The organism is Mycolicibacterium septicum DSM 44393 (assembly GCF_000455325.1).
In the GTDB taxonomy this organism is placed as follows: Bacteria; Actinomycetota; Actinomycetes; order Mycobacteriales; family Mycobacteriaceae; genus Mycobacterium; species Mycobacterium septicum.
In genome coordinates this window covers 896521-918430 of record NZ_HG322953.1, presented here as the reverse complement: position 1 = coordinate 918430, position 21910 = coordinate 896521, and the positions used below count along the sequence as shown (strand labels likewise).

Below are 21910 nucleotides of genomic sequence, written 5' to 3'. Positions count from 1 at the left end.
GGCACGCCCGCCATGTCGGGAGATCAGCTGCAGGACACCGTGATGGTGAACGGCTTGTTGATCATCCCGGCCATCGGGTTCTTCATGTCGGCGCCCGACGCTTCACCGGTGATGGTGTAGGTGTCCCCGTCGACCTTGACCTCGGCCGAGCCGACCTTGACACCCATGGCCTCGCTGACGGCCAGTGCGCTGCCGTCGTAGACCAGTCCGAGCGACTCGACCTTGGGTGTGGCCTCGTCGGTCATCACCACGCCCAGGCCCTGCTGGCCGCCGATCGCGGCGCTGGCCACGTTGATCTTGCCGCCCTGCTTGACACAGGTGACCGAGTTCAAGTCGAGGCCCGCCAGTTCTGATCCGTCGACCTTGACCTGGGTGTTGCTCCCGGAGCTGACCTTGGTGTCGGTCGCCGACGCGGCCGGCTTGTCCGCGGGCTTGTCGGCCGGCTTGTCGTTCGAGCAGCCCACCAGCACCGCACCGGTCGCGAGCAGTCCCATGGCGCCTGCGATAACTCGATTCATGGTCATTGCGTCTTCCCCTTCGTTCCGCGTTGCCCCGATGGCTCCGTCGTGTCCTGAAGTCTTGGCGGGCCCAAGTGCTACCGATCCCAAGAAATGTCGGTTCCCGCAGGTAACGTGGGTTTCGTGACGAAGGACCCAGAGCAGCCGGACCAGCCCGAGGACGCCGCGACAGCCGAGGAGGCCGCTGTGGTGGAGGGTGAGATCGTTCCCGCAGCTCCGGCCGCAGGCCCGCTGCCCGGGCCTGCCCCGGGGCCTGTTTCCGAGCCGGCCGACACCGGTTACACCGCCGCCGGGGTGCCAACGTTCGACGCGGTGCGGGAGAAGATCGAGACCCGCTACGGCACCGCCATCGGGGCGTCGGAGCTGGCAGCCGAGACCCCCGAGGGCCGCTCCATCGAGGAGCAGTACGAGAAGCGCCAGCAGGCGGCGGCCGAGCGCTTGCAGCAGATCCGCGAGTCCATGCACAAGACGGACGACGCCTGATCCGTGCGGACGTTCACACTCGCCGAGCGCCGGGCTCGGCTGGCCCGGCGTCACTTCCTGAGCCGGCCGGCGTCGTCGGTCGCCGACACCGCGGGCTCCTTCGTCGGCCTGCACGCGACCGATCCCTGCACCCCGTATTTCTCCCTGTGGGCGCGGCTGCCCGGCTTCACCATCGACGATCTGGACCGCGAACTGTACGAGCGGCGCACGGTGCTCAAACACCTCGCGATGCGCCGCACCCTGTGGGTCGTGCGCGCCGGTGACCTGTCGCTGGTCCAGGCCGGCGCCAGTGACCGGGTGGCAGGCAATGAGCAGCGCAAGCTCATCGGCGATGTCGAGAAGGGCGGTGTGGCCGCCGACGGAGCCCGGTGGCTCGACACCGCGTGTCGAGCGGTGCTGGCCCATCTACACGAGCACGGCCCCACCCCCGCGGCACAACTGCGCACCGCCCTGCCCGAACTCGCCGGCAGCTTCGACCCGGCGCCCGGAAAGCGCTGGGGCGGTGAGACTCCGCTTTCCCCAAGGGTTTTGACCGTGCTCGGGGTGCGCGGTGAGATCGTGCGCGGCCCGAACGACGGCGCCTGGAACACGTCGCGGCCACGGTGGACCGTCGCCTCCGAGTGGCTCGGGGCTTCGGCGCCCCCGGCCGAACCCGACCATGCCCGCGCCGAACTGGTGCGGACCTGGCTGCGGACGTTTGGTCCGGCCACCGTCACCGACATCAAGTGGTGGTTCGGCAACACCCTGACCTGGGCCCGCCACGCGCTGCGCGATATCGGCGCCGTCGAGGTGGACTTGGCCGGAGCAGCCGGGTACGTCCTGCCCGACGATCTCGAGGTCGAACCGGAGCCCGAGGCGTGGGCAGCCCTGCTGCCCGGTCTGGATGTCACCACGATGGGCTGGTTCGACCGCGACTGGTATCTCGGCGAGCATCGCCCCCACGTGTTCGACACCAACGGCAACGGCGGGCCCACAGCGTGGTGGAACGGCCGGATCGTGGGCGGCTGGGGTCAGGACGCCGACGGTCGCATCGAGTTGCACCTGCTCGAGGAGATCGGCCGCGACGGCACCCGCGCGTTGCAGGAGCGGGCCGATGCGCTGACCGAATGGCTGGCCGGCGTGCGCACCAAACCCAGATTCCCGTCACCGCTGTCCAAGCGCTGATGCGCATCGCGGGCTGGGCACTGTTGGTCCTGACCGGATGCGCCGTCCTCGGTCAGCTCTACGGGGCGAGCTTTCCCGGTGAGCCTTCCAGCGCCTTCTATGTCGCCACGCTGGCACTGATACCGCTGTTCGCGATCTGGTGTGTCGCCGGTGTCGCGCTGCGACGCACGGCCGGTCGCCGGGGCTGGGCGGTGATGCTGGCAAGTCCCGTGCTGGTGATCGTGGGCATCGTGTTGATCTGCACAAGCGTTCCGCTGCAACTGCATTGGCTGGCGGTGCGGCCGTCGTTCGAGCGGGCCCTGCAGGAGTTCAACGACGATGCGAGCGTCGGCGCGCATCCCCACCCCGTCGCCGACTACCCGATCGAGCAGGTCGCCCGGCGGACGGACAACTTCGTCGACTTCACCTATCGCAACGACGAGAACGGCTGGGACGGCTTCGCCTACAGCGCCGACGGCAGCGCACCCCAGACCGTGCGACGGCCGTCCGGCGACTATGTCATCGCCTCGGCGAAACGGCTTGGCCCGCACTGGTTTGCGTTCCAGAGCTACCACACGATGCGGTGACCGCGATCGTCAGGCACTGACCTTGCGCCGCTTGGGCTTCGGCGCGGTCACCTCGACCAGCTCGGCGAGGAACTGGCCGGTGTAGCTGTCCGGGTTCGCCGCCACATCCTCGGGCGTGCCCTGCGCGACGACCGTCCCGCCCCCGGCCCCGCCCTCCGGACCCATGTCCACGATCCAGTCCGAGGTCTTGATCACGTCGAGGTTGTGCTCGATGACGATCACCGTATTGCCTTTTTCGACAAGGCCGTTGATCACCTTGAGCAGCTTGCGGATGTCCTCGAAATGCAGGCCGGTGGTCGGCTCGTCGAGGATGTAGACGGTGCGCCCGGTGGAGCGCTTCTGCAGTTCGGCGGCCAGCTTGACGCGTTGAGCCTCGCCGCCGGACAGCGTCGGCGCCGGCTGCCCCAACCGCACGTACCCCAGCCCGACGTCGACGAGGGTCTTGAGGTAGCGGTGGATCGAGCTGATCGGCTCGAAGAACTCGGCGGCCTCCTCGATCGACAGGTCCAGCACCTCGGCGATGGTCTTGCCCTTGTAGTGCACCTCAAGGGTTTCCCGGTTGTACCGGGCACCCTGGCAGACCTCGCACGGCACATAGACGTCGGGCAGGAAGTTCATCTCGATCTTGATGGTGCCGTCACCCGAGCAGGCCTCACACCGGCCGCCCTTGACGTTGAACGAGAACCGGCCAGGCTGGTAGCCGCGGACCTTGGCCTCGGTGGTGGCGGCGAACAGTGACCGGATCTTGTCGAACACCCCGGTGTAGGTGGCGGGGTTGGACCGCGGCGTGCGGCCGATCGGCGACTGGTCGACGCGGACCAGCTTGTCCAGCTGGTCGAGCCCGTTGACCCGGGTGTGCCTGCCGGGCACCTGCCGGGCACCGTTGAGTTTGTTGGCCATCACCGAAGCCAGGATGTCGTTGACCAGGGTCGACTTGCCCGAACCGGACACCCCGGTGACCGACGTCAGCACGCCCAGCGGGAACGCGACGTCGATCTCCTTGAGGTTGTTCTCCCGCGCGCCGACCACGGTGACCTGACGGCGCTTGTCGGTGGGCCGCCGGATGGCGGGGACCTCGATGCTCTCCTTGCCGGAAAGATAAGCGCCGGTGATGGATTCGGGATTGGTCAGCAGATCCTGATAGGTCCCGCTGTGGACGATCTGGCCGCCGTGCTCACCGGCCGCCGGGCCGATGTCGACGACCCAGTCGGCGTGCGCGATGGTGTCCAGGTCGTGTTCGACGACGATCAGGGTGTTGCCCAGGTCGCGCAACCGCACGAGGGTGTCGATCAGCCTGCGGTTGTCCCGCTGGTGCAGGCCGATGGACGGCTCGTCGAGCACGTACAGCACGCCGACCAGCCCGGAGCCGATCTGGGTGGCCAACCGGATGCGCTGGGCCTCACCACCGGACAGCGTGGCGGCGGCCCGCGACAGCGACAGGTAGTCCAGCCCGACGTCGAGCAGGAACCCGAGCCGCGACTGGATCTCCTTGAGCACCTGCCCGGCGATGGCCTGCTCGCGATGGCCGAGTGTGAGGTCGTTCAGGAAGTCAGCGCAGTCGGCGATCGACAGCTCGGCCACCTCGGCGATGGATTTCGCGCCGTGGTCCCCCGCGGACATCGTCACCGCCAGGATCTCGGGCTTGAGCCGCGTGCCGTTGCACTCCGGGCACGGGATGTCGCGCATGAAGCCCTCGTAGCGTTCCTTCATCTGCTCCGAGTCGGTCTGCTCCATCCGGCGCTGCAGGAACGCCATCACGCCCTCGAAATCGGCGTAATAGGACCGGGTGCGGCCGTAGCGGTTCTTGTAGCGGACGTGGACCTGGTGGTCGGAGCCTTCCAGAATCGCCTTGCGCGCCTTGGCCGGCAGCTTCTTCCACGGGGTGTCGATGTCGAACCCGAGCTGATCGCCCAGCCCGGACAGCATCCGGGTGAAGTACTCGGCGCTCTGTCCGACGGCCCACGGCGCGATGGCGCCGCCGGCCAGGGTCAGGTCCGGGTCGGGCACGACCAGTTCGGGGTCGACCTCCTTGCGGATGCCCAGGCCCGTGCACTCCGGGCAGGCACCGTAGGGCGAGTTGAACGAGAACGACCGGGGTTCAAGATCATCGACTGCCAGCGGGTGACCGTTCGGGCAGGCCAGCTTCTCGGAGAAGCGCTGCTCGCGGTGCGGATGGTCGTCCTCGCGGTCGACGAACTCCAGCACCACGATGCCGTCGGCCAGGTTCAGCGCGGTCTCCACCGAGTCGGTGAGCCGCTGCTTGGAGCTGGCCTTGACCGTCAGCCGGTCGACGACCACCTCGATGTCGTGCTTTTCCTGCTTCTTGAGCTTGGGCGGATCGGTGAGCGAATGCACCACGCCGTCCACCCGCACCCGGCTGTAGCCCTGGCTGTTGAGCTTCTCGAACAGGTCGACGAACTCGCCCTTGCGGGTACGGACCACCGGAGCCAGCACCTGGAAGCGCAGGCCCTCGTCCATGGCCAGGACCTGGTCCACGATCTGCTGCGGGGTCTGGCGGGCGATGCGCTCACCACAGACCGGGCAGTGCGGGGTGCCCGCGCGGGCGTACAGCAGACGCAGGTAGTCGTAGACCTCGGTGATGGTGCCCACCGTCGAGCGCGGGTTGCGGTTGGTCGACTTCTGATCGATCGACACCGCGGGCGACAGGCCCTCGATGAAGTCCACATCGGGTTTGTCCATCTGTCCGAGGAACTGCCGGGCGTAGGCCGACAGCGACTCGACATAACGGCGCTGGCCCTCGGCGAAGATGGTGTCGAACGCCAGCGAGGATTTGCCGGACCCGGACAGGCCGGTGAACACGATCAGCGCATCACGCGGCAGATCGAGGTCGACACCTCGCAGATTGTGCTCGCGGGCACCCTTCACGATCAGGCGGTCAGCCACGCGTTTCCTTTCCCACGACAGACTTCACGCCCATGCTATGTGCGGCCACCGACAAGCCCGATACGGTGGCGCTATGACCAGCCCTCACATCGCGGTTGCCGACACCTACACCGGTCACCAGGAGCCGGGAACAGCCGCCCGGCGCACCCTGCCCAACGCCTCGATCATCAAGGTGTCGGTCGGGCCCATGGACAACAACGCCTACCTGGTGACCAGCAATTCCACGGGCGAGACCCTGCTCATCGACGCCGCGAACGACGCCGAGGTGCTGCTCGACGTGATCAAGCAGCAGGTGCCGAAACTGTCCCTGATCGTCACCAGCCATCAGCACTTCGACCACTGGCAGGCCCTGGCGACTGTGGCAGAGGTCACCGGGGCACCCACGGCCGCGCATGCACTCGACGCCGAACCTTTGCCGGTCACCCCGGACCGGATCCTGGCCGACGGGGACACCCTGCGTATCGGCGATCTCACGTTCGACGTGATCCACCTGCAGGGGCACACCGAGGGTTCGGTGGCGCTGGCGCTCAAGGCACCCGACGGCGTCACGCACCTGTTCACTGGCGACTGCCTGTTTCCCGGCGGTGTCGGCAAAACGTGGCAGCCCGGTGACTTCGAGCGGCTACTGGGTGATGTGAGCGCCAAGGTGTTCGACGTCTACGACGACCGGACCGTGGTGTACCCCGGCCATGGAGACGACACCACGCTCGGCGCCGAACGTCCCCATCTCGGGGAGTGGCGCGAGCGCGGTTGGTAGTCGGTCAGCCCGTACGGGCTCAGCTGGTGTGGACGATGAGCACGTCGGTCTTGGACCGGCGTGCCACGTTCGCGGGCACGGAGCCCAGCAGACGGCCTGCGATCGTGCTCAGGCCGACGTTGCCGACCACCAGCAGATCCGCCTGGACATCCTCAGCCAGCTCGACGAGCGCATCGACGGGAGCGCCGACGACCGGCCGCTCCTCGATGTCGGTGGCGCCGGCGGCCTTCGCACGGTCGGTCGCCTCGCGGAGGATGGCGTAGATCGGCGCGTTGCCGGCCATCTTGTAGCCCTCGTCCTTGAGCACATCGGCGGCACGCTGGTCTTCGCTCTGCGGGAAGTACGCGGTTGCCACGATCAGCTTGGCATTCGAGCCGGCGGCAATCTGACCGGCGCGGTCGACTGCACGCAACGACGAATCAGATCCGTCCGTGCCGACCACCACGGTTCGATACGCGCTCATCAATACCCTCCCACTGTCAGTTGCAACGCCACCCGAGACAGTAACCCGTTGCCCACTGACCAGGGGTGCGAATCACGACACCCACACGGCCAACCGACAACTGGACCCATTATTCGGTCCCGAACGGCGAATCGGCACTGATGTTAACCCTCGGAACCGAAAAAACGGTGCTGACCGTGACGTAGTCGACGTCGTTCGAATCCGGGTTGTCGCCAGGACGATTCACCGCGGTAGTGATCCAGCTCATCCACCCGCGACAGGGTCGCCGCAGTCGGCAATAACACTGTCGGAGAGAGCGAGTCGGGTGCCTCAGGTTAATCTTTGCCATCGGTTGAGGGGGTGACACGGTCGCTGACGTGGATCTATCGCTGAATGAGCGTGCCGATGGCGCGGACCGGCGGGTCGATCGAGAAGCCCGATTCGACGCCCTGGCAGTGGCCGCATTCGCCATCGTGCTGTCCGCGGCGGGGGCAGCACGGCCCTCGCTGTGGTTCGACGAGGCCGCCACCATATCGGCGGCCACCCGATCGGTGTCGCAGTTGTGGGACCTGATCGGCCACATCGATGCCGTGCACGGGCTCTATTACCTGGGCATGCACGGCTGGTTCACCGTTTTCCCGGCAACCGAGTTCTGGTCCCGGTTCTCCAGCTGCCTGGCCGTCGGTGGCGCCGCGGCCGGTGTGGTGGTTCTCGGCAGGCAGTTCGGCAATCGGACGGTATCGGTCTGTGCGGGAGTTCTTTTCGCGATGCTGCCCAGGATCACCTGGGCGGGTATCGAGGCCCGTTCCTATTCGTGGTCGACGCTGGCGGCGGTTTGGCTGACGGTTCTGCTCATCTCCGCCATCCGGCGTGACCGCGCTGCCCCGTGGGCGTCATACGGTGCGCTGCTGGTGGTTTCGGCGGTGCTGAACATCTTCGCGGTGCTGATGGTGGTTCCGCACGCCGTCGCCGTGACGATGTTCGGCGACCGGCGGGCCCGAGTCAGGTGGGCAACGGTCACCACGGCGGCGGTGTTGGTCGTGGCTCCCTTCTTCGTGTGGTGCCGTTCGCAGAGCTTCCAGGTCGGCTGGATCTCACCGCCGGGTTTGCACACGGTCACGGAAGTCGTCTTGGAGCAGTATTTCGACCACAGCGTGGCTTTCGCGCTGCTCGCGGCCGCCGTGCTGAGCGCGCCACTACTGGTCCCACGGCTGCGGCCCGCCGACGAGGACACCCGGCGACTGGTCGCCGTCGCGGCCGTGTGGGTGATCGCCCCGACCGCGGTGCTGCTGGTGTATTCGGCTGCCGCCCAACCGCTTTACTACCCGCGCTATCTGAGTTTCACGACACCGGCGATGGCTCTGCTGCTCGCCGTGTGTGTGGTGGCGGTGGCCCGCAGCCGGGAATGGATCACCGCGACCCTTGCGGTGTTCGCGCTGGCCGCGACGCCGAACTACATCACCGTGCAACGCGGCCCGTACGCCAAGGAGGGCATGGATTTCAGTCAGGTCGCAGATGTCATCGCGGCGCACTCATCCCCCGGCGACTGCGTGATCTTCGACAACACCACCTCGTGGAAGCCGGGTCCCATCCGGCCGATCACCGCCGCCCGGCCGGCTGCGTACGCCGACCTCGTCGACCCGGGTCGGGGTAAACCGGCCCGGCAACGAAATCGGTTGTGGGATGCCCACCTCGGGATCTGGGGCGTCGCCGACGAGGTGCGCCGGTGCACGGTCTTGTGGACCGTGTCCGAACGCGACCCGTCGGTGCCCAGCCGACAGAGCGGACAACGGCTTCAACCCGGACCCCGACTGGACCGCGCCCCGGCGTATCAGGTACCCGAGAGCATGGGTTTCCACATCGTCGAACGCTGGCAGTCCAACTTCGCCCAGGTGGTCAAGTCCACCCGCTGAGTCAGTCGCGGCGGCGGCCGAAGTACATCTCCTGGGTCGACGAGCACACGAGCTGGCCGGCCCGGTTGTAGACGGTGGCACTGGCCAGGCCGCGCCCGTTGATGCCGCTGGGTGAAACCTGGTCGGACAACAGCCAATCGGTCAGATCGGCGGGGCGGTGGAACCAGACGGCGAGGTCGATCAGGGCGGAGAACGTGGTCACGTGGGTTCCGCGCCGCATCGACAGGGTGGAATCCAGCAACGCGGTGCCCGAGAAGTACGTCAGCAGACAGCTGTTGACGATCGGATCGTCGATGACCGGCTCGGCAGGACGCCACCACATCCGGGTGCGTTCCGGCGGTTCCGGCAGATCGATCGCCAGCCGTGGTGGTGCATCGATGTAGCGTCGCTCGATCCACTGCGGGCGCACCCAGAACCCACCGGCCTCATCGGCGAACGCCTGCAGCTGCTCCTCGACCGGGGGCAGGGTTTCGGGATCGGGCACCGCGGGCCGGGATTGCTGGTAATCCGCGGCGTCCATGTCGACGCTGAACGAGACGAGCGCCTCCAGCAACACCTCGTCGCCTTGGCGGCCGATGACCCGGCGGGTGGACAGCGATCCGCCGTCGCGCAGGTTGTTCACTTCCATCTGCACCGGATACCGGGCGTCCCCGGCCCGCAGCAGGTAAACGTGCAGGCTGTGCGGCGATCGGCCGGGCACGGTGCGGCTGGCCGCCATCAGCGCCTGGGCCGCGATATGACCGCCCACGATGTGATGGCTGGAGTTGTCCCGCTGCTCTGCGACGAAAATGCCGTCACCCGACTCCACCAGGTCGAGCGTGGACAGGATGTCGGCAAGAGGCAGCATGGGCACCGCAGCATTATTCGATGCAGCCCCCGCCCGTTAGCGGGCGGGGGCTGTCATCCGAGCGAGTGACGGGATTCGAACCCGTGTAAACGGCTTTGCAGGCCGGTTCCTAGCCACTCAGACACACCCGCATCGATTGGCTACTCTGCCAGCCACTCCGGCGCCCGCCAATGGTTTCGATCTCAATGATCACTAACCGTCGCAGTCCCCCACCGGCCTGCCGACCGCCGGTCCGACCTGCGGCCACCCGTGCGGCGAGTCCTCCCACGGTTCCTGCCGCCCGTACGGGGTGAGGTCGAGGAACGGGTACCCCACCGCGGAGTGGTCGAGGCCGCGCGCGAAGGTCGAGTAGGTGTGGAAGACCTCGTCGCCGCGACGCAGGAAGACACTGGCCCCCGGCCAGTCGCCCCGGAGATCGTCGTCGCTGAAGCCGTCGGCGCGTAGCTCGTCGGCGGACTTGTAGTTGTATTCGATTGGGGCACGGGCCGGATCGAGCGTCACGTGGTAGTCGTAGGTGAAGTCGCCGTCGCGCGACGAGTACCACGGGAACGTCCAACCGTGCTCGTCCCGGTACGCCGCGATGCTGGCGTACGGAGCCCGGGACACACACGCGAACGTGACATCCTTGCCGTGCAACAGGTCTCGATCCTGTGCGGTGAAGGTCAGATCGGCCGCCGCCGTGCAACTCGGGCAACCCCGATCGATCGCGTCGATCCACATGAAGTGGTGGATGTAGAGCTGGCTACGACCCTCGAACAAATCGACCAGTCGCACTTCGCCGTTCGGCCCCTCGAACGTGTAGTCCTTGTCCACCTTCACCATCGGCAGCCTGCGCCGTTGGGCGTTGACCGCGTCGCGCAGGTGCGTCACCTCGCGTTCGGCGGCCAGCAGTTTCTTTCGCGCCTCGAGCCAGTCGTCCCGAGTGGCGACATCTGGGTAGGCATTGAGCGTCAGCGGCATCGAAATCACTCCTCGTATCGGTCCTATACGAGTGAGACCCGCGCCGCCGACGAAACTCATCGCTGGGTAGCGAGCACGAGCGACCGCAAATGGTCGCCGATTGACGGCGTGTCGCGGTACAGACACGGTCGCTCGCGGGGCAAGTCGTGGGGCCTGGCGGGACCGATCAGGCCCGGCGACCGGACCGGAACGAGGCGACCGCACCGAACGCGGCAAGGACCGCGAATGTGGCGAACAGCCAGCGCGCTGCGGCCGCGTCCGCCGTTGCGCTGAGGTTGACGACCACGCCGGCCAGGCCCGCTCCGAACGCACCGCAGATCAGCTGCACCGTATTGATGGCCGCCGCGGCGGCCGGCCCCTCAGCCGGATCGTCCACGCTGCTCATCGCCCAGGCGGACAGGTGGAGGCCAGGCGATACCGATACCGGCGCCGGTGACCGCGAGCGCCGCTGCCCACATGAGCACCAGCCACGGCGCCATCCCGTCCCGGATCAACACCGCCCCGGCCACCAGGCCGACCGCCATCACCACGGGGGCGAACGCCACCGTGCGCACGATCACGCGCCGATTCTGCAGAGAGGCGCTGATGATCTCCCCCGCGGTCCAGCCCACCGACAGCACCGCAGCGAAGAACCCGGCCATCACCGGCGTCAGATGCGCCAGCCGTTGGCCGAACAGCGGCACGTACATGTCGACCATGGTGGCGGCCATCAACACGCCCAGGCTCAGGTAGATCCATTTGAGCGGACCCGGACCGAATGCGCTGGGCGGCAGGACGGATGCGGCGGCGCGCCGGTCGACGAACAGGAACACGGCCACCAGCGCCACCCCGAGGGCGAGCAGTGCTGCGGTGGCCCGCCAATCGTGAGGAATACCGGCGACGCTCACCGCCATGGCCGCCGCGCCCAGCACGGTCAACGACCGCACCGGAATGCCGGGTGCCGGAGCCGATGCACCGCCAGTGCGGCCGGGCAGTGCGACCGGCACCAGCACGGCCATCGCGACCGTCAACACAACAAGCACGCCGAAGGCCCACCGCCAGTGCCCGAATTGCGCGAACAGCCCACCCGCCGCCGGGCCGATCACGGTGCCGACCCCCCACATCGCCGAAACCAGCGCAGAGGCCTTGGTCCACAACGTATTCGGCAACGCGGTGTTGATCACCGCGTACCCCAGCCCGGCAAGCAATCCGCCGGCGAAGCCCTGCACGGTACGCCCGGCGAGCAGCACCTCCATGCTCGGCGCCAGCGCACAGCCCAGGCTTCCGGCACCGAACACCGTGAGCCCCAACAGATATGCCTGCCGCGGGCCCAGCCGCATCAGCATCGAGTGGACCGTGGTGGCTGCGATGACCGAGGCAACCAGGTACACCGTCGTCACCCAGGCGTAGAACCGCTGCCCGCCGATGTCGACCACCGCACTGGGCAGCAGGCTGATGGTCAGGAACTCGTTGGTGGCATACAGCAGCACGCCGCCGGCCAACACGGTGGACGCGCCCAGATGTCTGGCGCCCAACAACTGCCGCCAGGTCCCAACGTCGGGCGTCACGGTATCGGTCACATCGATGACGCTAGAAGCTGAACCGCCGTTGAGGTCAACACCGGCTTATTTCAGGCCGGCCGCGTCCATCCCCCGCAACTCCTTCTTCAGGTCCTGGATCTCGTCCCGGATCCGCGCCGCGAGCTCGAATTGCAGATCCCGTGCGGCGGTCATCATCTGCTCGGTCAGATCCTTGATCAGATCGGCCAGTTCGGCGCGCGGCATGTTGGTGGTGTCGCGGCCCTCCACGATGCCGGCACTGACCGCCCGTCCCGGTTCACCCTGAGCACGCCGGCCCCGCGAGGCGTTGCGTCCCGAGCCACCGATCTCGACCGACTCTGTGTCGTCGGCCTCGCGATACACCTGATCGAGGATGTCGGCGATCTTCTTGCGCAGCGGCTGCGGGTCGATCCCGTTGGCCTCGTTGTAGGCGACCTGTTTGGCGCGGCGGCGTTCGGTCTCGTCGATCGCCTCCCGCATCGAGTCGGTGATCTTGTCGGCGTACATGTGCACTTCGCCGGACACGTTGCGCGCCGCACGACCGATGGTCTGGATCAGGCTGCGCGTGGAACGCAGGAAGCCCTCCTTGTCGGCGTCGAGAATCGCCACCAACGACACCTCGGGGAGATCCAGACCCTCACGCAGCAGGTTGATGCCGACCAGCACGTCGTACTCGCCGAGGCGCAGCTGCCGCAGCAGCTCGACCCGGCGCAGGGTGTCGACCTCGGAGTGCAGGTACCGGACCTTGATGCCGAGCTCCAGCAGATAGTCGGTGAGGTCCTCGGCCATCTTCTTGGTGAGCGTGGTGACCAGTACGCGCTCGTCGCGCTCGGTGCGGGCCCGGATCTCGCCGATCAGATCGTCGATCTGGCCCTTCGTCGGCTTCACCACCACCTGGGGGTCGACCAGACCGGTCGGGCGGATCACCTGTTCGACGAACTCGCCGCCGGCCTGGCTGATCTCGTACGCGCCAGGCGTCGCCGACAGGTACACCGTCTGCCCGATCCGGTCGGCGAACTCCTCCCAGGTCAGTGGCCGGTTGTCGACGGCCGAGGGCAGCCGGAAACCGAAGTCCACCAGGTTGCGCTTACGCGACATGTCTCCCTCGTACATGCCGCCGATCTGCGGCACCGTGACGTGGGATTCGTCGATGACGAGCAGGAAGTCCTCGGGGAAGTAGTCGATCAACGTCGCGGGGGCCGACCCGGCCGGACGCGCGTCGATGTGGCGCGAGTAGTTCTCGATGCCCGAGCAGAACCCGACCTGCTTCATCATCTCGACGTCGTAGTTGGTGCGCATGCGCAGCCGCTGGGCCTCCAGCAGCTTGCCCTGCCCCTCCAGCTCCGCCAGCCGCGCCTCGAGCTCGGCCTCGATGGTCGAGATCGCATGTTCCATCCGTTCTGGGCCCGCCACGTAGTGGGTGGCCGGGAAGATCCGCAGCGAGTCGACCTGACGGACGATGTCGCCGGTCAGCGGGTGCAGGTAGTACAGCGCCTCGATCTCGTCGCCGAAGAACTCGATGCGCACGGCGAGCTCCTCGTAGGACGGGATGATCTCGACGGTGTCGCCACGCACCCGGAACGTGCCACGGGTGAACGCCACGTCGTTGCGGTTGTACTGGACATCCACCAACAACCGCAGCAGCCCGTCGCGCGGCACCTCCTGACCGACCTCCAACTCCACCGAACGGTCGAGGTAGGACTGAGGCGTGCCCAGGCCGTAGATGCACGACACCGAGGCCACCACCACCACATCGCGCCGCGACAGCAGGCTCGAGGTCGCCGAGTGCCGCAACCGCTCGACATCGTCGTTGATCGAGCTGTCCTTCTCGATGTAGGTATCGGTCTGGGCGATGTACGCCTCGGGCTGGTAGTAGTCGTAGTACGAGACGAAGTACTCGACAGCGTTGTGCGGCAACATCTCCCGCAGTTCATTGGCCAGCTGCGCCGCCAGCGTCTTGTTCGGCGCCATCACCAGGGTGGGCCGCTGCAGCCGCTCGATCAGCCACGCCGTGGTGGCCGACTTTCCGGTACCGGTCGCACCGAGCAGCACGACGTCACGCTCGCCCGCCTTGATGCGGCGCTCCAGCTCGTCGATGGCGGCCGGCTGGTCACCGGCAGGGTCGTACTCACTGACCACCTCGAACCGGGCACCGGTCCGGACGATCTCATCGACAGCCCGGTACTCCGAATGCGCGAGCACGGGGTGTTCGGTCGCAAAGGCCATGCTCACCAGCGTAGAACTGTGCACCGACAACTTCCTCCCGCGTTCGCTCCCCGCGTAGGCTTGGCCCATCCATCCGCCCAAGCACGAGACATTCGACCTGGTGGCCCGCACGAACACCGACCCAAAGGGCATCGTGCGGGCCGTCGACGTCTACACCGTCGAGCCGTGGGGCCTCTACATGGCCCGCCCGACGCCCGGCCGGGCCCAGTTCCACTACCTGGAATCGTGGCTGCTCCCGTCACTCGGGCTGCGGGCCAGCGTGTTCCATTTCAGCCCCGGCCACGAGCGGGACCAGGACTTCTACCTCGATGTCGGCAGCTATACCGCCGGCCCGACCGCCTGGCATTCCGAGGACCATTACCTGGATCTGGTGATCCGCACCGGGCGCGGCGTCGAACTGTGCGATGTCGACGAGTTGCTGACCGCGGTTCGGCACGGTCTACTGAGCCCAGAGGTAGGCGAGCAGGCGGTGCAAACCGCAGCCACCGCCATCGAGGGCCTGGCGAGCTGCGGCTATCAGCTCGACCGGTGGCTGTCCGGCAACGGAATGGCCCTCACGTGGCGGGGAGCGTAAGGTCTGGATTCATGAGCTCAGCTAAGTACGCCTGGGGAGCCCTCCCCGCGCTGGCAGGACTCCTCACCGGCGCGCTGTTGATCCCGGCTGCGGCACAGGCCGACCCGGAAGCGCCGCCCCAGGTGGAACCGCTGCCCGACCAGCAGCTGCACAACGTCACCTACCGCGCCAGGATCGACGGGGTGTCGCGCAACGCGACCATCGCCTACAAGATCGACGACGCCAACATCAACACCGCCGACCCGTCCATGCTGCCGGGCCGGGTATTCGAAGCCACCGGCGTGGTGACCAATCCCGAGACCGCAGGCATGGCGGTGCGCATCGACTGGCCGTACTCGGCGAACCTGCACTGCGAGATCCTGGTGGACGACCAGGTCATCGCCCAGGCCGACACCTTCGTCGGCCCGCGGCTGACCCGCCCCAAGGATGATCCGAACTACGGCAGCCTGCCCTGTGGCGCCCCGCTGAACAACGCGGTACCGGGCAATGTCATCGACACCGCCCCGGGCGGAACCGATGCCGCGATGCCGCCGGCGGCCGACCCGGCGGTCCCGGAACCCGCACCACCGGCCACCTGACCTCAGCGCTTCAGCCAGGACTCGACCGTGTGCCGGGTGTCGTTGATGTGCGCCGCCATCAGGGCGGCGGCCAGCTCCGGATCACGGTTCTCGATCGCTGCGAGGATCGACTCGTGATAGTCGTTGGCGTTGGGCTCCAGACGTCCGAAGATCGCACCGACCGGTAGCCACATCCTCCGGCGGGCATCGGCCACCGCCTCGATCAACCGGCCATTCTGCGAGGCCTGGGCGATGCCGAGATGAAACGCCGAGTCCAGGGTCTGGAAGTCCGTGGTGTGCCGGGCCGACGGTTCGTCCATCCCGGTCTGCAGCGCGGAATCCATGCCTTTCAGCAGCTTGCGCAGCTCGCTCACATCGGTGGTGCGGCGGCGCTCGGCCGCCAGCCGGGTGGCCCCGGTTTCGACGATGACGCGGTAGTCGAAGGCATCGCGGATCTCACGCTTGTTGCGGCGCAACTCCCGGCGCATCGCGGCCGGGTCGTACTGCGGCGCCTGGACGGTGAACCCGCCGCCCCGCCCGCGTCGCACCGTGATCAGCCCCTCCCGCTCCAGAACCGCCACGGCAGCGCGCACGGTGGTGCGGGACACGTCGAGCATGTCGGAGAGTTCGCGTTCGGTGGGCAGCCGGTCACCGGGCCGGAACTGACCGAGTTCCAAGGCCCGCCGCATCTGGTCGACCACCAGTTCATGTGCGGCGATCTGTCGCACCGGAACCAATGCCGGCTTGGCAGTTGACATGCGTCCCCCCTTCGGACGCCCCAAACGCTACCGCACGGTAGGGAGGTACGGTCCAAACACTTGACCGTTGGGCCTTATGACGCGAAACCTGGTGCGGCCCAGGGATCTAGGGCCGCCAGTCGGTCGCGTCGGCCCACTTCCACGCGCGACGGTAGGCATCCAGGAACCACGGCTCCTTGGCCACGGCGTAGTCGGGCGTGGTCAGTGCGGCACGCTTGGCGGCCAGGTAGTCGGCTTGCGCGCTCGGGTTGGCCCGTAGCCAGTCGACGAACATCAGGGCGAACCGCTGGTTGGGCCGGCCGTCGACCCGGATGTGCACGTTGGTCGGCCGGCCCGGGTCCGCCGACGCGTGGAAACGCTTGTGCCACAGCGCTGGATCCTCGTCGTGCGGGGTGTCCGCAGTGATACCCGCCACCACCGGATAGCCGGCCGTCAGCAAAGAATCGGCAAGTTCGTCGGCGACCGCCATGGACTCGACCGTCACCTGCACGTCGATGACGTCCTTGGCATCCATCCCCGGCACGGCGGTCGAGCCGATGTGGTCGATGCGCACCGCGCGGTGTCCGCATGCGGTGTTGAGCCGGGCCACGATCCGGCGGGCCTGATCGGGCCAGCTCGGGTCATAGGGCACCACCGCGGGGTCGCGACGAGCCGGCTGCCCGACCTTCAGGTTGTGCGCGAACGGCAGGATCCGCTCGTGCCAGAGGGCACGGGCCTGTTCGACGACGGCGCCGGGGCTGCCCGAGTTGTCCAGCCACACATCGGCGACGGCGCGGCGCTGCTCCTCGGTGGCCTGCGCCGCGATGCGGGCGCGGGCGTCCTCCTCGGTGAATCCGCGGTATTCGATGAGCCGCTTGACGCGTAGTTCCGGATCGGCGTTGACCACGATGACCAACGGGAACATCGGCGCCATCTGGGATTCCACCAACAGCGGGATGTCCTCGACGATCACCGCATCTTCGTGGGCCGCGGCGATGAGCTCCGATCGGCGGTGCGCCACCAGCGGATGCACGATGCCGTTCAGGGTGGCGCGCTTGTCGTCGTCGCTGAAGGCGACCGCCGCCAAGGCTGGACGGTTCAGCGCGCCCTCGGGCAGCAGGATCCCGTCGCCGAACGCCTCGACCAGCTTGGCCAGCCCCTCGGTTCCCGGCTCGACCACCTCACGTGCGATGACGTCACCGTCGACGATGATGCCGCCCAGATCGCTGAATGTGGCCGACACTGTTGACTTCCCGGCGCCGATACCGCCGGTTAACCCGATGCGAAGCACGCCCACCAGTCTGTCAGGCCCCCGGAACGACGAACGCCCCGACCCAATGGGCCGGGGCGTTCGTTGTCTTACTTCTTAGGCGTTGCCTGCGAGCTTCTCACGCAGAGCTGCCAGCTGTGCGTCGCTGGCCAGCGTGCCACCAGTGGACTCCTCCGACCGCGAGGACCCGTTGGACACCGGACGGGCAGCTTCCTCGGCCTCGGCCGCGGCGAACTTCTCCATCTGGGTGGTGTGCATCTTGTGCCGGCGCTCGGCCTCGGCGTAGCGAGCCTCCCACTCCTCCCGCTGCTTGTCGAAGCCTTCGAGCCATTCGTTGGTCTCGGCGTCGAAGCCCTCGGGGAAGATGTAGTTGCCCTGCTCGTCGTAGCTGTCGGCCATGCCGTACTTCGACGGGTCGAACTCCTCGGTGTAGTCCTCGTTGGCCTGCTTGAGGCTCAGCGAGATCCGGCGACGCTCCAGGTCGATGTCGATGACCTTGACCATCGCGTCGTCGCCGACCTGGACCACCTGGTCCGGGACCTCGACGTGGCGCTCGGACAGCTCCGAGATGTGCACCAGGCCCTCGATGCCCTCCTCGACGCGGACGAACGCGCCGAACGGCACCAGCTTGGTGACCTTGCCCGGCACGATCTGACCGATCGCGTGGGTGCGGGCGAAGTGACGCCACGGGTCTTCCTGAGTCGCCTTGAGCGACAGCGAAACCCGCTCGCGATCCATGTCGACGTCGAGCACCTCGACGGTGACCTCGTCGCCCACCTGAACCACCTCGGACGGGTGATCGATGTGCTTCCAGGACAGCTCGGAGACGTGCACCAGGCCGTCGACGCCGCCGAGATCGACGAAGGCGCCGAAGTTGACGATCGACGAGACGACACCCTTGCGGATGGCACCCTTCTGCAGCTGGTTGAGGAACTCGCTGCGCACCTCGGACTGGGTCTGCTCCAGCCAGGCGCGGCGGCTCAGCACCACGTTGTTGCGGTTCTTGTCCAGCTCGATGATCTTGGCCTCGATCTCCTTGCCGATGTACGGCTGCAGATCGCGGACACGACGCATCTCGACCAGCGATGCGGGCAGGAAGCCGCGCAGACCGATGTCGAGGATCAGGCCGCCCTTGACGACCTCGATGACGGTGCCCTTGACGGCCTCGTCCTTCTCCTTGAGCTCCTCGATGGTGCCCCAAGCACGCTCGTACTGAGCGCGCTTCTTGGACAGGATCAGGCGGCCTTCCTTGTCCTCCTTGGTGAGAACGAGGGCCTCGACCTCATCGCCCACGGAAACGACCTCGTTGGGGTCGACATCGTGCTTGATCGAGAGTTCGCGGGAAGGAATGACACCTTCGGTCTTGTAACCGATGTCGAGCAGGACCTCGTCACGGTCAACCTTGACGATGGTTCCCTCGACGATGTCGCCATCGTTGAAGTATTTGATGGTTTTGTCGATGGCGGCGAGAAAATCCTCAGCCGAGCCGATGTCGTTGACGGCTACTTGCGGCGAGGTGACGGAGGGAGAGGGCATGTGGTGGGTTGCTCCGGACAGGTTTACTAGTAGGGACAGTGGTATTGCTGTAATGCGTTGGTACTGATCCGTGGCAGTGACCCGACGGTGTCAAGCTGTGCACACAGATACGTAACGAGGGTACTCGACCAGGCACACGCAGGACAAACCGCCCCCGCGACGGGGTGCCAGAGGCGCGCCGGACCGTCGTCCGAATTTGTGCCGGGCACGCAGCCTACCCACGGCTACGCTTCTGCAGGTGGCGTACTCCCCGACCCCCGGTCCGGTCCATCGGCCGTGGTTTCCGATCACCCCGCCGATGCCCCGACCCGTCCGCAAGGTCGGCGCCCCGCTGGCCGCGATCATCGCCTGCGGCGTCGTCATCGGGGCACTGGTACTGCTGTTCACCGCGCTCAACCCGGTCGGCGCCATCATCGGGTTCACGCTGTCCAGCATCGTGATGACCGGGGCGGTGTTCGCCTACCTGTGGCTGGACCGGTGGGAACCGGAACCGCCCAGGCTGCTGCTGCTGGCCTTCGGCTGGGGCGCCGCGGTCGCCATCGTGTTGTCCCTGGTGCTGAGCCTGTTCACCGACGCGCTGCTGGCACCCGGCGTCGACTCGGCCGAGTCGGCGCACAGTTTCGCCTCGGTGGCGATCCGGGCGCCGTTCATCGAAGAGGCCGCCAAGGGCCTGTTCCTGCTGATCATGATGACCGGGCGGCGCCGCAACGAGCTCAACTCCCTGACCGACTGCCTGGTGTACGCCGGCCTGGTCGGTCTCGGTTTCGCCTGGCTCGAAGACATCATGTACATCTCCAGCGCCGATTCGCTGGCCGGATCGCTGCTGACGGCGGCGATGCGCCTGATCATGGCGCCGTTCGCCCACTCGCTGTTCACCACGATGACCGCGATCGGGGTCTACTTCGCGCTGCAACGGCGCAGCACCGGCGCCAAAGTGCTCTGTGTCCTGGCCGGCTACCTGGGCGCGGTGTTCATGCACGGACTGTGGAACGGTTCGTCGCTGGTGGGCGCCGGAACCTACTTCATCGTGTACGCGGTCTGGATGGTGCCGATCTTCGTCACGATGATCGTGGTGGCGGTCATCAGCCGTCGCCGCGAGCAGCGGGTGGTGGCCGCCAAACTGCCGGGCATGGTCGCCGCCGGGCTGATCACCCCCAATGAGGCCACCTGGCTCGGGTCGTTGAAGGCCCGCCACGGCGCGATCAAGCAGGCCACACTGGCCGGCGGGCGCCCCGCGGGCAAGGCCGTCGCGGCGTTTGCCGCCGCCGTCGTCGAACTGGCCTTCGTCCGGGACCGCATCGACCGTGGCTTCGGCAACGCGCAGGTGTACGCGTTGCAGCAGGAAGAGGTGTATGCGGTGACCGCCGCGCGGTCAGCCGCACCGATCCTGCACTGGATGGCGCACTACCAGGCGCCCGTCCGCTAGTGCGCCGCGGCGTCCCAGCTGCGGCCGTACCCGACCGACACCTCCAACGGCACATCCAACGGGTAGGCGTTGCCCATGTGCTCGCGCACCAGAGCCTCCAAGGCCTCGCGCTCGCCGTCGGCCACCTCGAACAACAGCTCGTCGTGCACCTGCAAGATCATCCGTGACTTCAGCCCGGCTGCCTTGATCGCCTCGTCGACGTTGATCATCGCCACCTTGATGATGTCGGCGGCACTGCCCTGGATCGGCGCGTTGAGAGCGGCCCGCTCGGCCGCCTCGCGCACATTGCGGTTGCTGCTGTCGAGTTCCGGCAGGTAGCGACGACGGCCCAGGACCGTTGAGGTGAACCCGTCCTTGCGGGCCTGGTCGACCACGTCACGCAGATAGTCACGCACCCCGCCGAACCGGTCGAAGTACTGCTCCATCTGCACCTTGGCCTCTTCGGTGGAGATCTTGAGCTGGCTGGCCAACCCATAGGCGCTCAGCCCGTAGGCCAGGCCGTACGACATCGCCTTGACCCGTCGGCGCAGCTCCGGGGTCACCTCGTCGATCGGCACCGAGAACGCCCGCGACGCCACGAACGAGTGCAGGTCCTCACCGGTATTAAAAGCCTCGATCAGGCCCTCGTCTCGCGACAGGTGCGCCATGATCCGCATCTCGATCTGGCTGTAGTCGGCGGTCATCAGCTCGGCGTACGGCCCGTCCGAGCCCCCACCGACCACGAACGCGTCGCGGATGCGCCGGCCCGCCTCGGTGCGGATCGGAATGTTCTGCAGGTTCGGCTCGGTCGACGAAAGCCGGCCGGTCGCCGCGATGGTCTGGTTGAACGTGGTGTGAATCCGCCCGTCGGAGGCCACCGCGTTGAGCAAGCCGTCGACGGTGACCTTGAGCCGGGTCGCGTCCCGGTGTGCCAGCAGATGCTGCAGGAACGGATGACCGGTCTTGTCGAACAGTGACTGCAGCGCATCGGCATCGGTGGTGTAGCCGGTCTTGGTGCGCTTGGTCTTGGGCATCTCGAGCTCGTCGAACAGCACCGCTTGCAGCTGCTTGGGCGACCCGAGGTTGATCTGCTTGCCGATCACCGCGTACGCGGCCTCGGCGGCGTCACGGATCTGGTCGGCGAACTCGCTCTGCAGCTCCTGCAGTTTGTCCAGGTCGACGGCGATGCCGATCGACTCCATCTCGGCCAGCGCCCGCTGCACCGGCAGCTCCATCCGGCCCAGCAGGGACGACGAGTCGATCCGGGCCAGTTCCTCGTCCAGCGCATCGGCGAGGTCGAGGACTGCGCAGGCCCGCAGGATCAGCGTCTGCACCGCCTGCTCGTCGACTCCCTCAGAGTCGTCCAGCAGTGAAAGCTGTTGCTGCTCAGGCGTTTCGGCGCGCAGCTCGCGACGCAGGTACCGCACCGCCAGATCGTCGAGGGCGAAGCTGCGCTGCCCCGGCCGCACCAGGTAGGCGGCGAGCGCGGTGTCGGAGGTGACCCCGCGCAATG

At 67.2% G+C, this 21910-nt stretch carries 18 protein-coding genes, 1 tRNA gene and 1 pseudogene; 8 read left to right on the top strand and 12 right to left on the bottom strand.

Translation table 11 applies throughout. The features are described 5' to 3' along the window. Positions 1-23: 23 nt before the first annotated feature. Entirely contained in the window at positions 24-518 is a 495-nt protein-coding gene (locus TX88_RS31175) for a lipoprotein LpqH (protein ID WP_044524432.1), read from the bottom strand. Positions 519-611: 93 nt separating this feature from the next. Here TX88_RS31175 and TX88_RS35790 point away from each other — a divergent pair, with 93 nt between their 5' ends. From TX88_RS35790 to TX88_RS31160, 3 genes are read left to right on the top strand one after another with little or no spacing between them, the layout of a single operon-like run. Then, positions 612-1001 carry a hypothetical protein gene (locus tag TX88_RS35790; RefSeq protein ID WP_409365901.1) on the top strand — a complete coding sequence of 130 codons (390 nt, stop codon included), beginning with the start codon at positions 612-614 and terminating at the stop codon, positions 999-1001. Positions 1002-1004: 3 nt separating this feature from the next. Then, positions 1005-2165, top strand: coding sequence for a winged helix DNA-binding domain-containing protein (locus TX88_RS31165; RefSeq protein ID WP_044524042.1), 1161 nt, complete (start codon positions 1005-1007; stop codon positions 2163-2165). Then, complete coding sequence (locus TX88_RS31160; RefSeq protein WP_162563241.1) at positions 2108-2731, top strand: hypothetical protein; 624 nt, start codon at positions 2108-2110, stop codon at positions 2729-2731. The genes TX88_RS31165 and TX88_RS31160 overlap by 58 nt, the downstream gene beginning before the upstream one ends. Before the next feature lie 9 nt (positions 2732-2740). Here the strand turns inward: TX88_RS31160 and uvrA are convergent, their stop codons facing one another. Then, a complete protein-coding gene (uvrA, locus tag TX88_RS31155) occupies positions 2741-5635 on the bottom strand; it encodes an excinuclease ABC subunit UvrA (RefSeq protein WP_044524038.1) in 2895 nt (964 codons plus the stop codon). A gap of 73 nt (positions 5636-5708) precedes the next feature. On the opposite strand from uvrA, the gene TX88_RS31150 reads away from it, so the two are divergent. Then, a complete protein-coding gene (locus TX88_RS31150; RefSeq protein WP_044524036.1) occupies positions 5709-6392 on the top strand; it encodes an MBL fold metallo-hydrolase in 684 nt (227 codons plus the stop codon). Positions 6393-6411: 19 nt separating this feature from the next. On the opposite strand, the gene TX88_RS31145 is transcribed toward TX88_RS31150, so the two are convergent. Further along, positions 6412-6855 (bottom strand): universal stress protein, encoded by a 444-nt coding sequence (locus TX88_RS31145; protein WP_044524035.1) that lies wholly within the window; start codon positions 6853-6855, stop codon positions 6412-6414. A 356-nt stretch (positions 6856-7211) separates the two neighbouring features. On the opposite strand from TX88_RS31145, the gene TX88_RS31140 reads away from it, so the two are divergent. Next, complete coding sequence (locus tag TX88_RS31140; RefSeq protein WP_049925550.1) at positions 7212-8747, top strand: glycosyltransferase family 39 protein; 1536 nt, start codon at positions 7212-7214, stop codon at positions 8745-8747. 1 nt (position 8748) lies between these two features. Here the strand turns inward: TX88_RS31140 and TX88_RS31135 are convergent, their stop codons facing one another. From TX88_RS31135 to uvrB, 5 genes and pseudogenes are all read right to left on the bottom strand, one after another. Next, the gene (locus TX88_RS31135) at positions 8749-9594 is read right to left on the bottom strand and encodes an acyl-CoA thioesterase (RefSeq protein ID WP_044524033.1); all 846 of its coding nucleotides are present in this window, start codon (positions 9592-9594) and stop codon (positions 8749-8751) included. A 60-nt stretch (positions 9595-9654) separates the two neighbouring features. Continuing rightward, a tRNA-Cys gene (locus tag TX88_RS31130) sits at positions 9655-9725 on the bottom strand. A gap of 61 nt (positions 9726-9786) precedes the next feature. Then, positions 9787-10554: a DUF899 domain-containing protein gene (locus TX88_RS31125; protein WP_044524427.1), complete on the bottom strand. Its 768-nt coding sequence runs from the start codon at positions 10552-10554 to the stop codon at positions 9787-9789. 166 nt (positions 10555-10720) lie between these two features. Next, a pseudogene (locus TX88_RS31120) lies at positions 10721-12113 on the bottom strand (MFS transporter). A gap of 45 nt (positions 12114-12158) precedes the next feature. Continuing rightward, positions 12159-14318, bottom strand: a complete 2160-nt coding sequence (gene uvrB / locus TX88_RS31115) for an excinuclease ABC subunit UvrB (RefSeq protein WP_044524031.1) — start codon at positions 14316-14318, stop codon at positions 12159-12161. 67 nt (positions 14319-14385) lie between these two features. On the opposite strand from uvrB, the gene TX88_RS31110 reads away from it, so the two are divergent. Then, a complete protein-coding gene (locus TX88_RS31110; RefSeq protein WP_209447147.1) occupies positions 14386-14892 on the top strand; it encodes a ribonuclease FAU-1 family protein in 507 nt (168 codons plus the stop codon). Between the two features lie 11 nt (positions 14893-14903). After that, positions 14904-15470, top strand: coding sequence for a hypothetical protein (locus tag TX88_RS31105; protein WP_044524029.1), 567 nt, complete (start codon positions 14904-14906; stop codon positions 15468-15470). Positions 15471-15472: 2 nt separating this feature from the next. On the opposite strand, the gene TX88_RS31100 is transcribed toward TX88_RS31105, so the two are convergent. The 3 genes from TX88_RS31100 to rpsA all read right to left on the bottom strand — a co-directional run bounded on the left by TX88_RS31100 (position 15473) and on the right by rpsA (position 18992). Beyond that, the gene (locus TX88_RS31100) at positions 15473-16207 is read right to left on the bottom strand and encodes a FadR/GntR family transcriptional regulator (protein ID WP_044524028.1); all 735 of its coding nucleotides are present in this window, start codon (positions 16205-16207) and stop codon (positions 15473-15475) included. A gap of 106 nt (positions 16208-16313) precedes the next feature. After that, positions 16314-17477, bottom strand: a complete 1164-nt coding sequence (gene coaE / locus TX88_RS31095; protein WP_044524421.1) for a dephospho-CoA kinase — start codon at positions 17475-17477, stop codon at positions 16314-16316. A gap of 75 nt (positions 17478-17552) precedes the next feature. Then, positions 17553-18992 carry a 30S ribosomal protein S1 gene (gene rpsA, locus TX88_RS31090; protein ID WP_003884756.1) on the bottom strand — a complete coding sequence of 480 codons (1440 nt, stop codon included), beginning with the start codon at positions 18990-18992 and terminating at the stop codon, positions 17553-17555. A 238-nt stretch (positions 18993-19230) separates the two neighbouring features. Between rpsA and TX88_RS31085 the strand changes: the two genes are divergently transcribed. After that, positions 19231-20418 (top strand): PrsW family intramembrane metalloprotease, encoded by a 1188-nt coding sequence (locus TX88_RS31085; protein WP_244438712.1) that lies wholly within the window; start codon positions 19231-19233, stop codon positions 20416-20418. Here TX88_RS31085 and polA read toward each other — a convergent pair. After that, the coding region (polA, locus tag TX88_RS35475; RefSeq protein ID WP_244438711.1) for a DNA polymerase I at positions 20415-21910 on the bottom strand (1496 nt) is incomplete at its 5' end. The two genes, TX88_RS31085 and polA, sit on opposite strands and share 4 nt — an antisense overlap.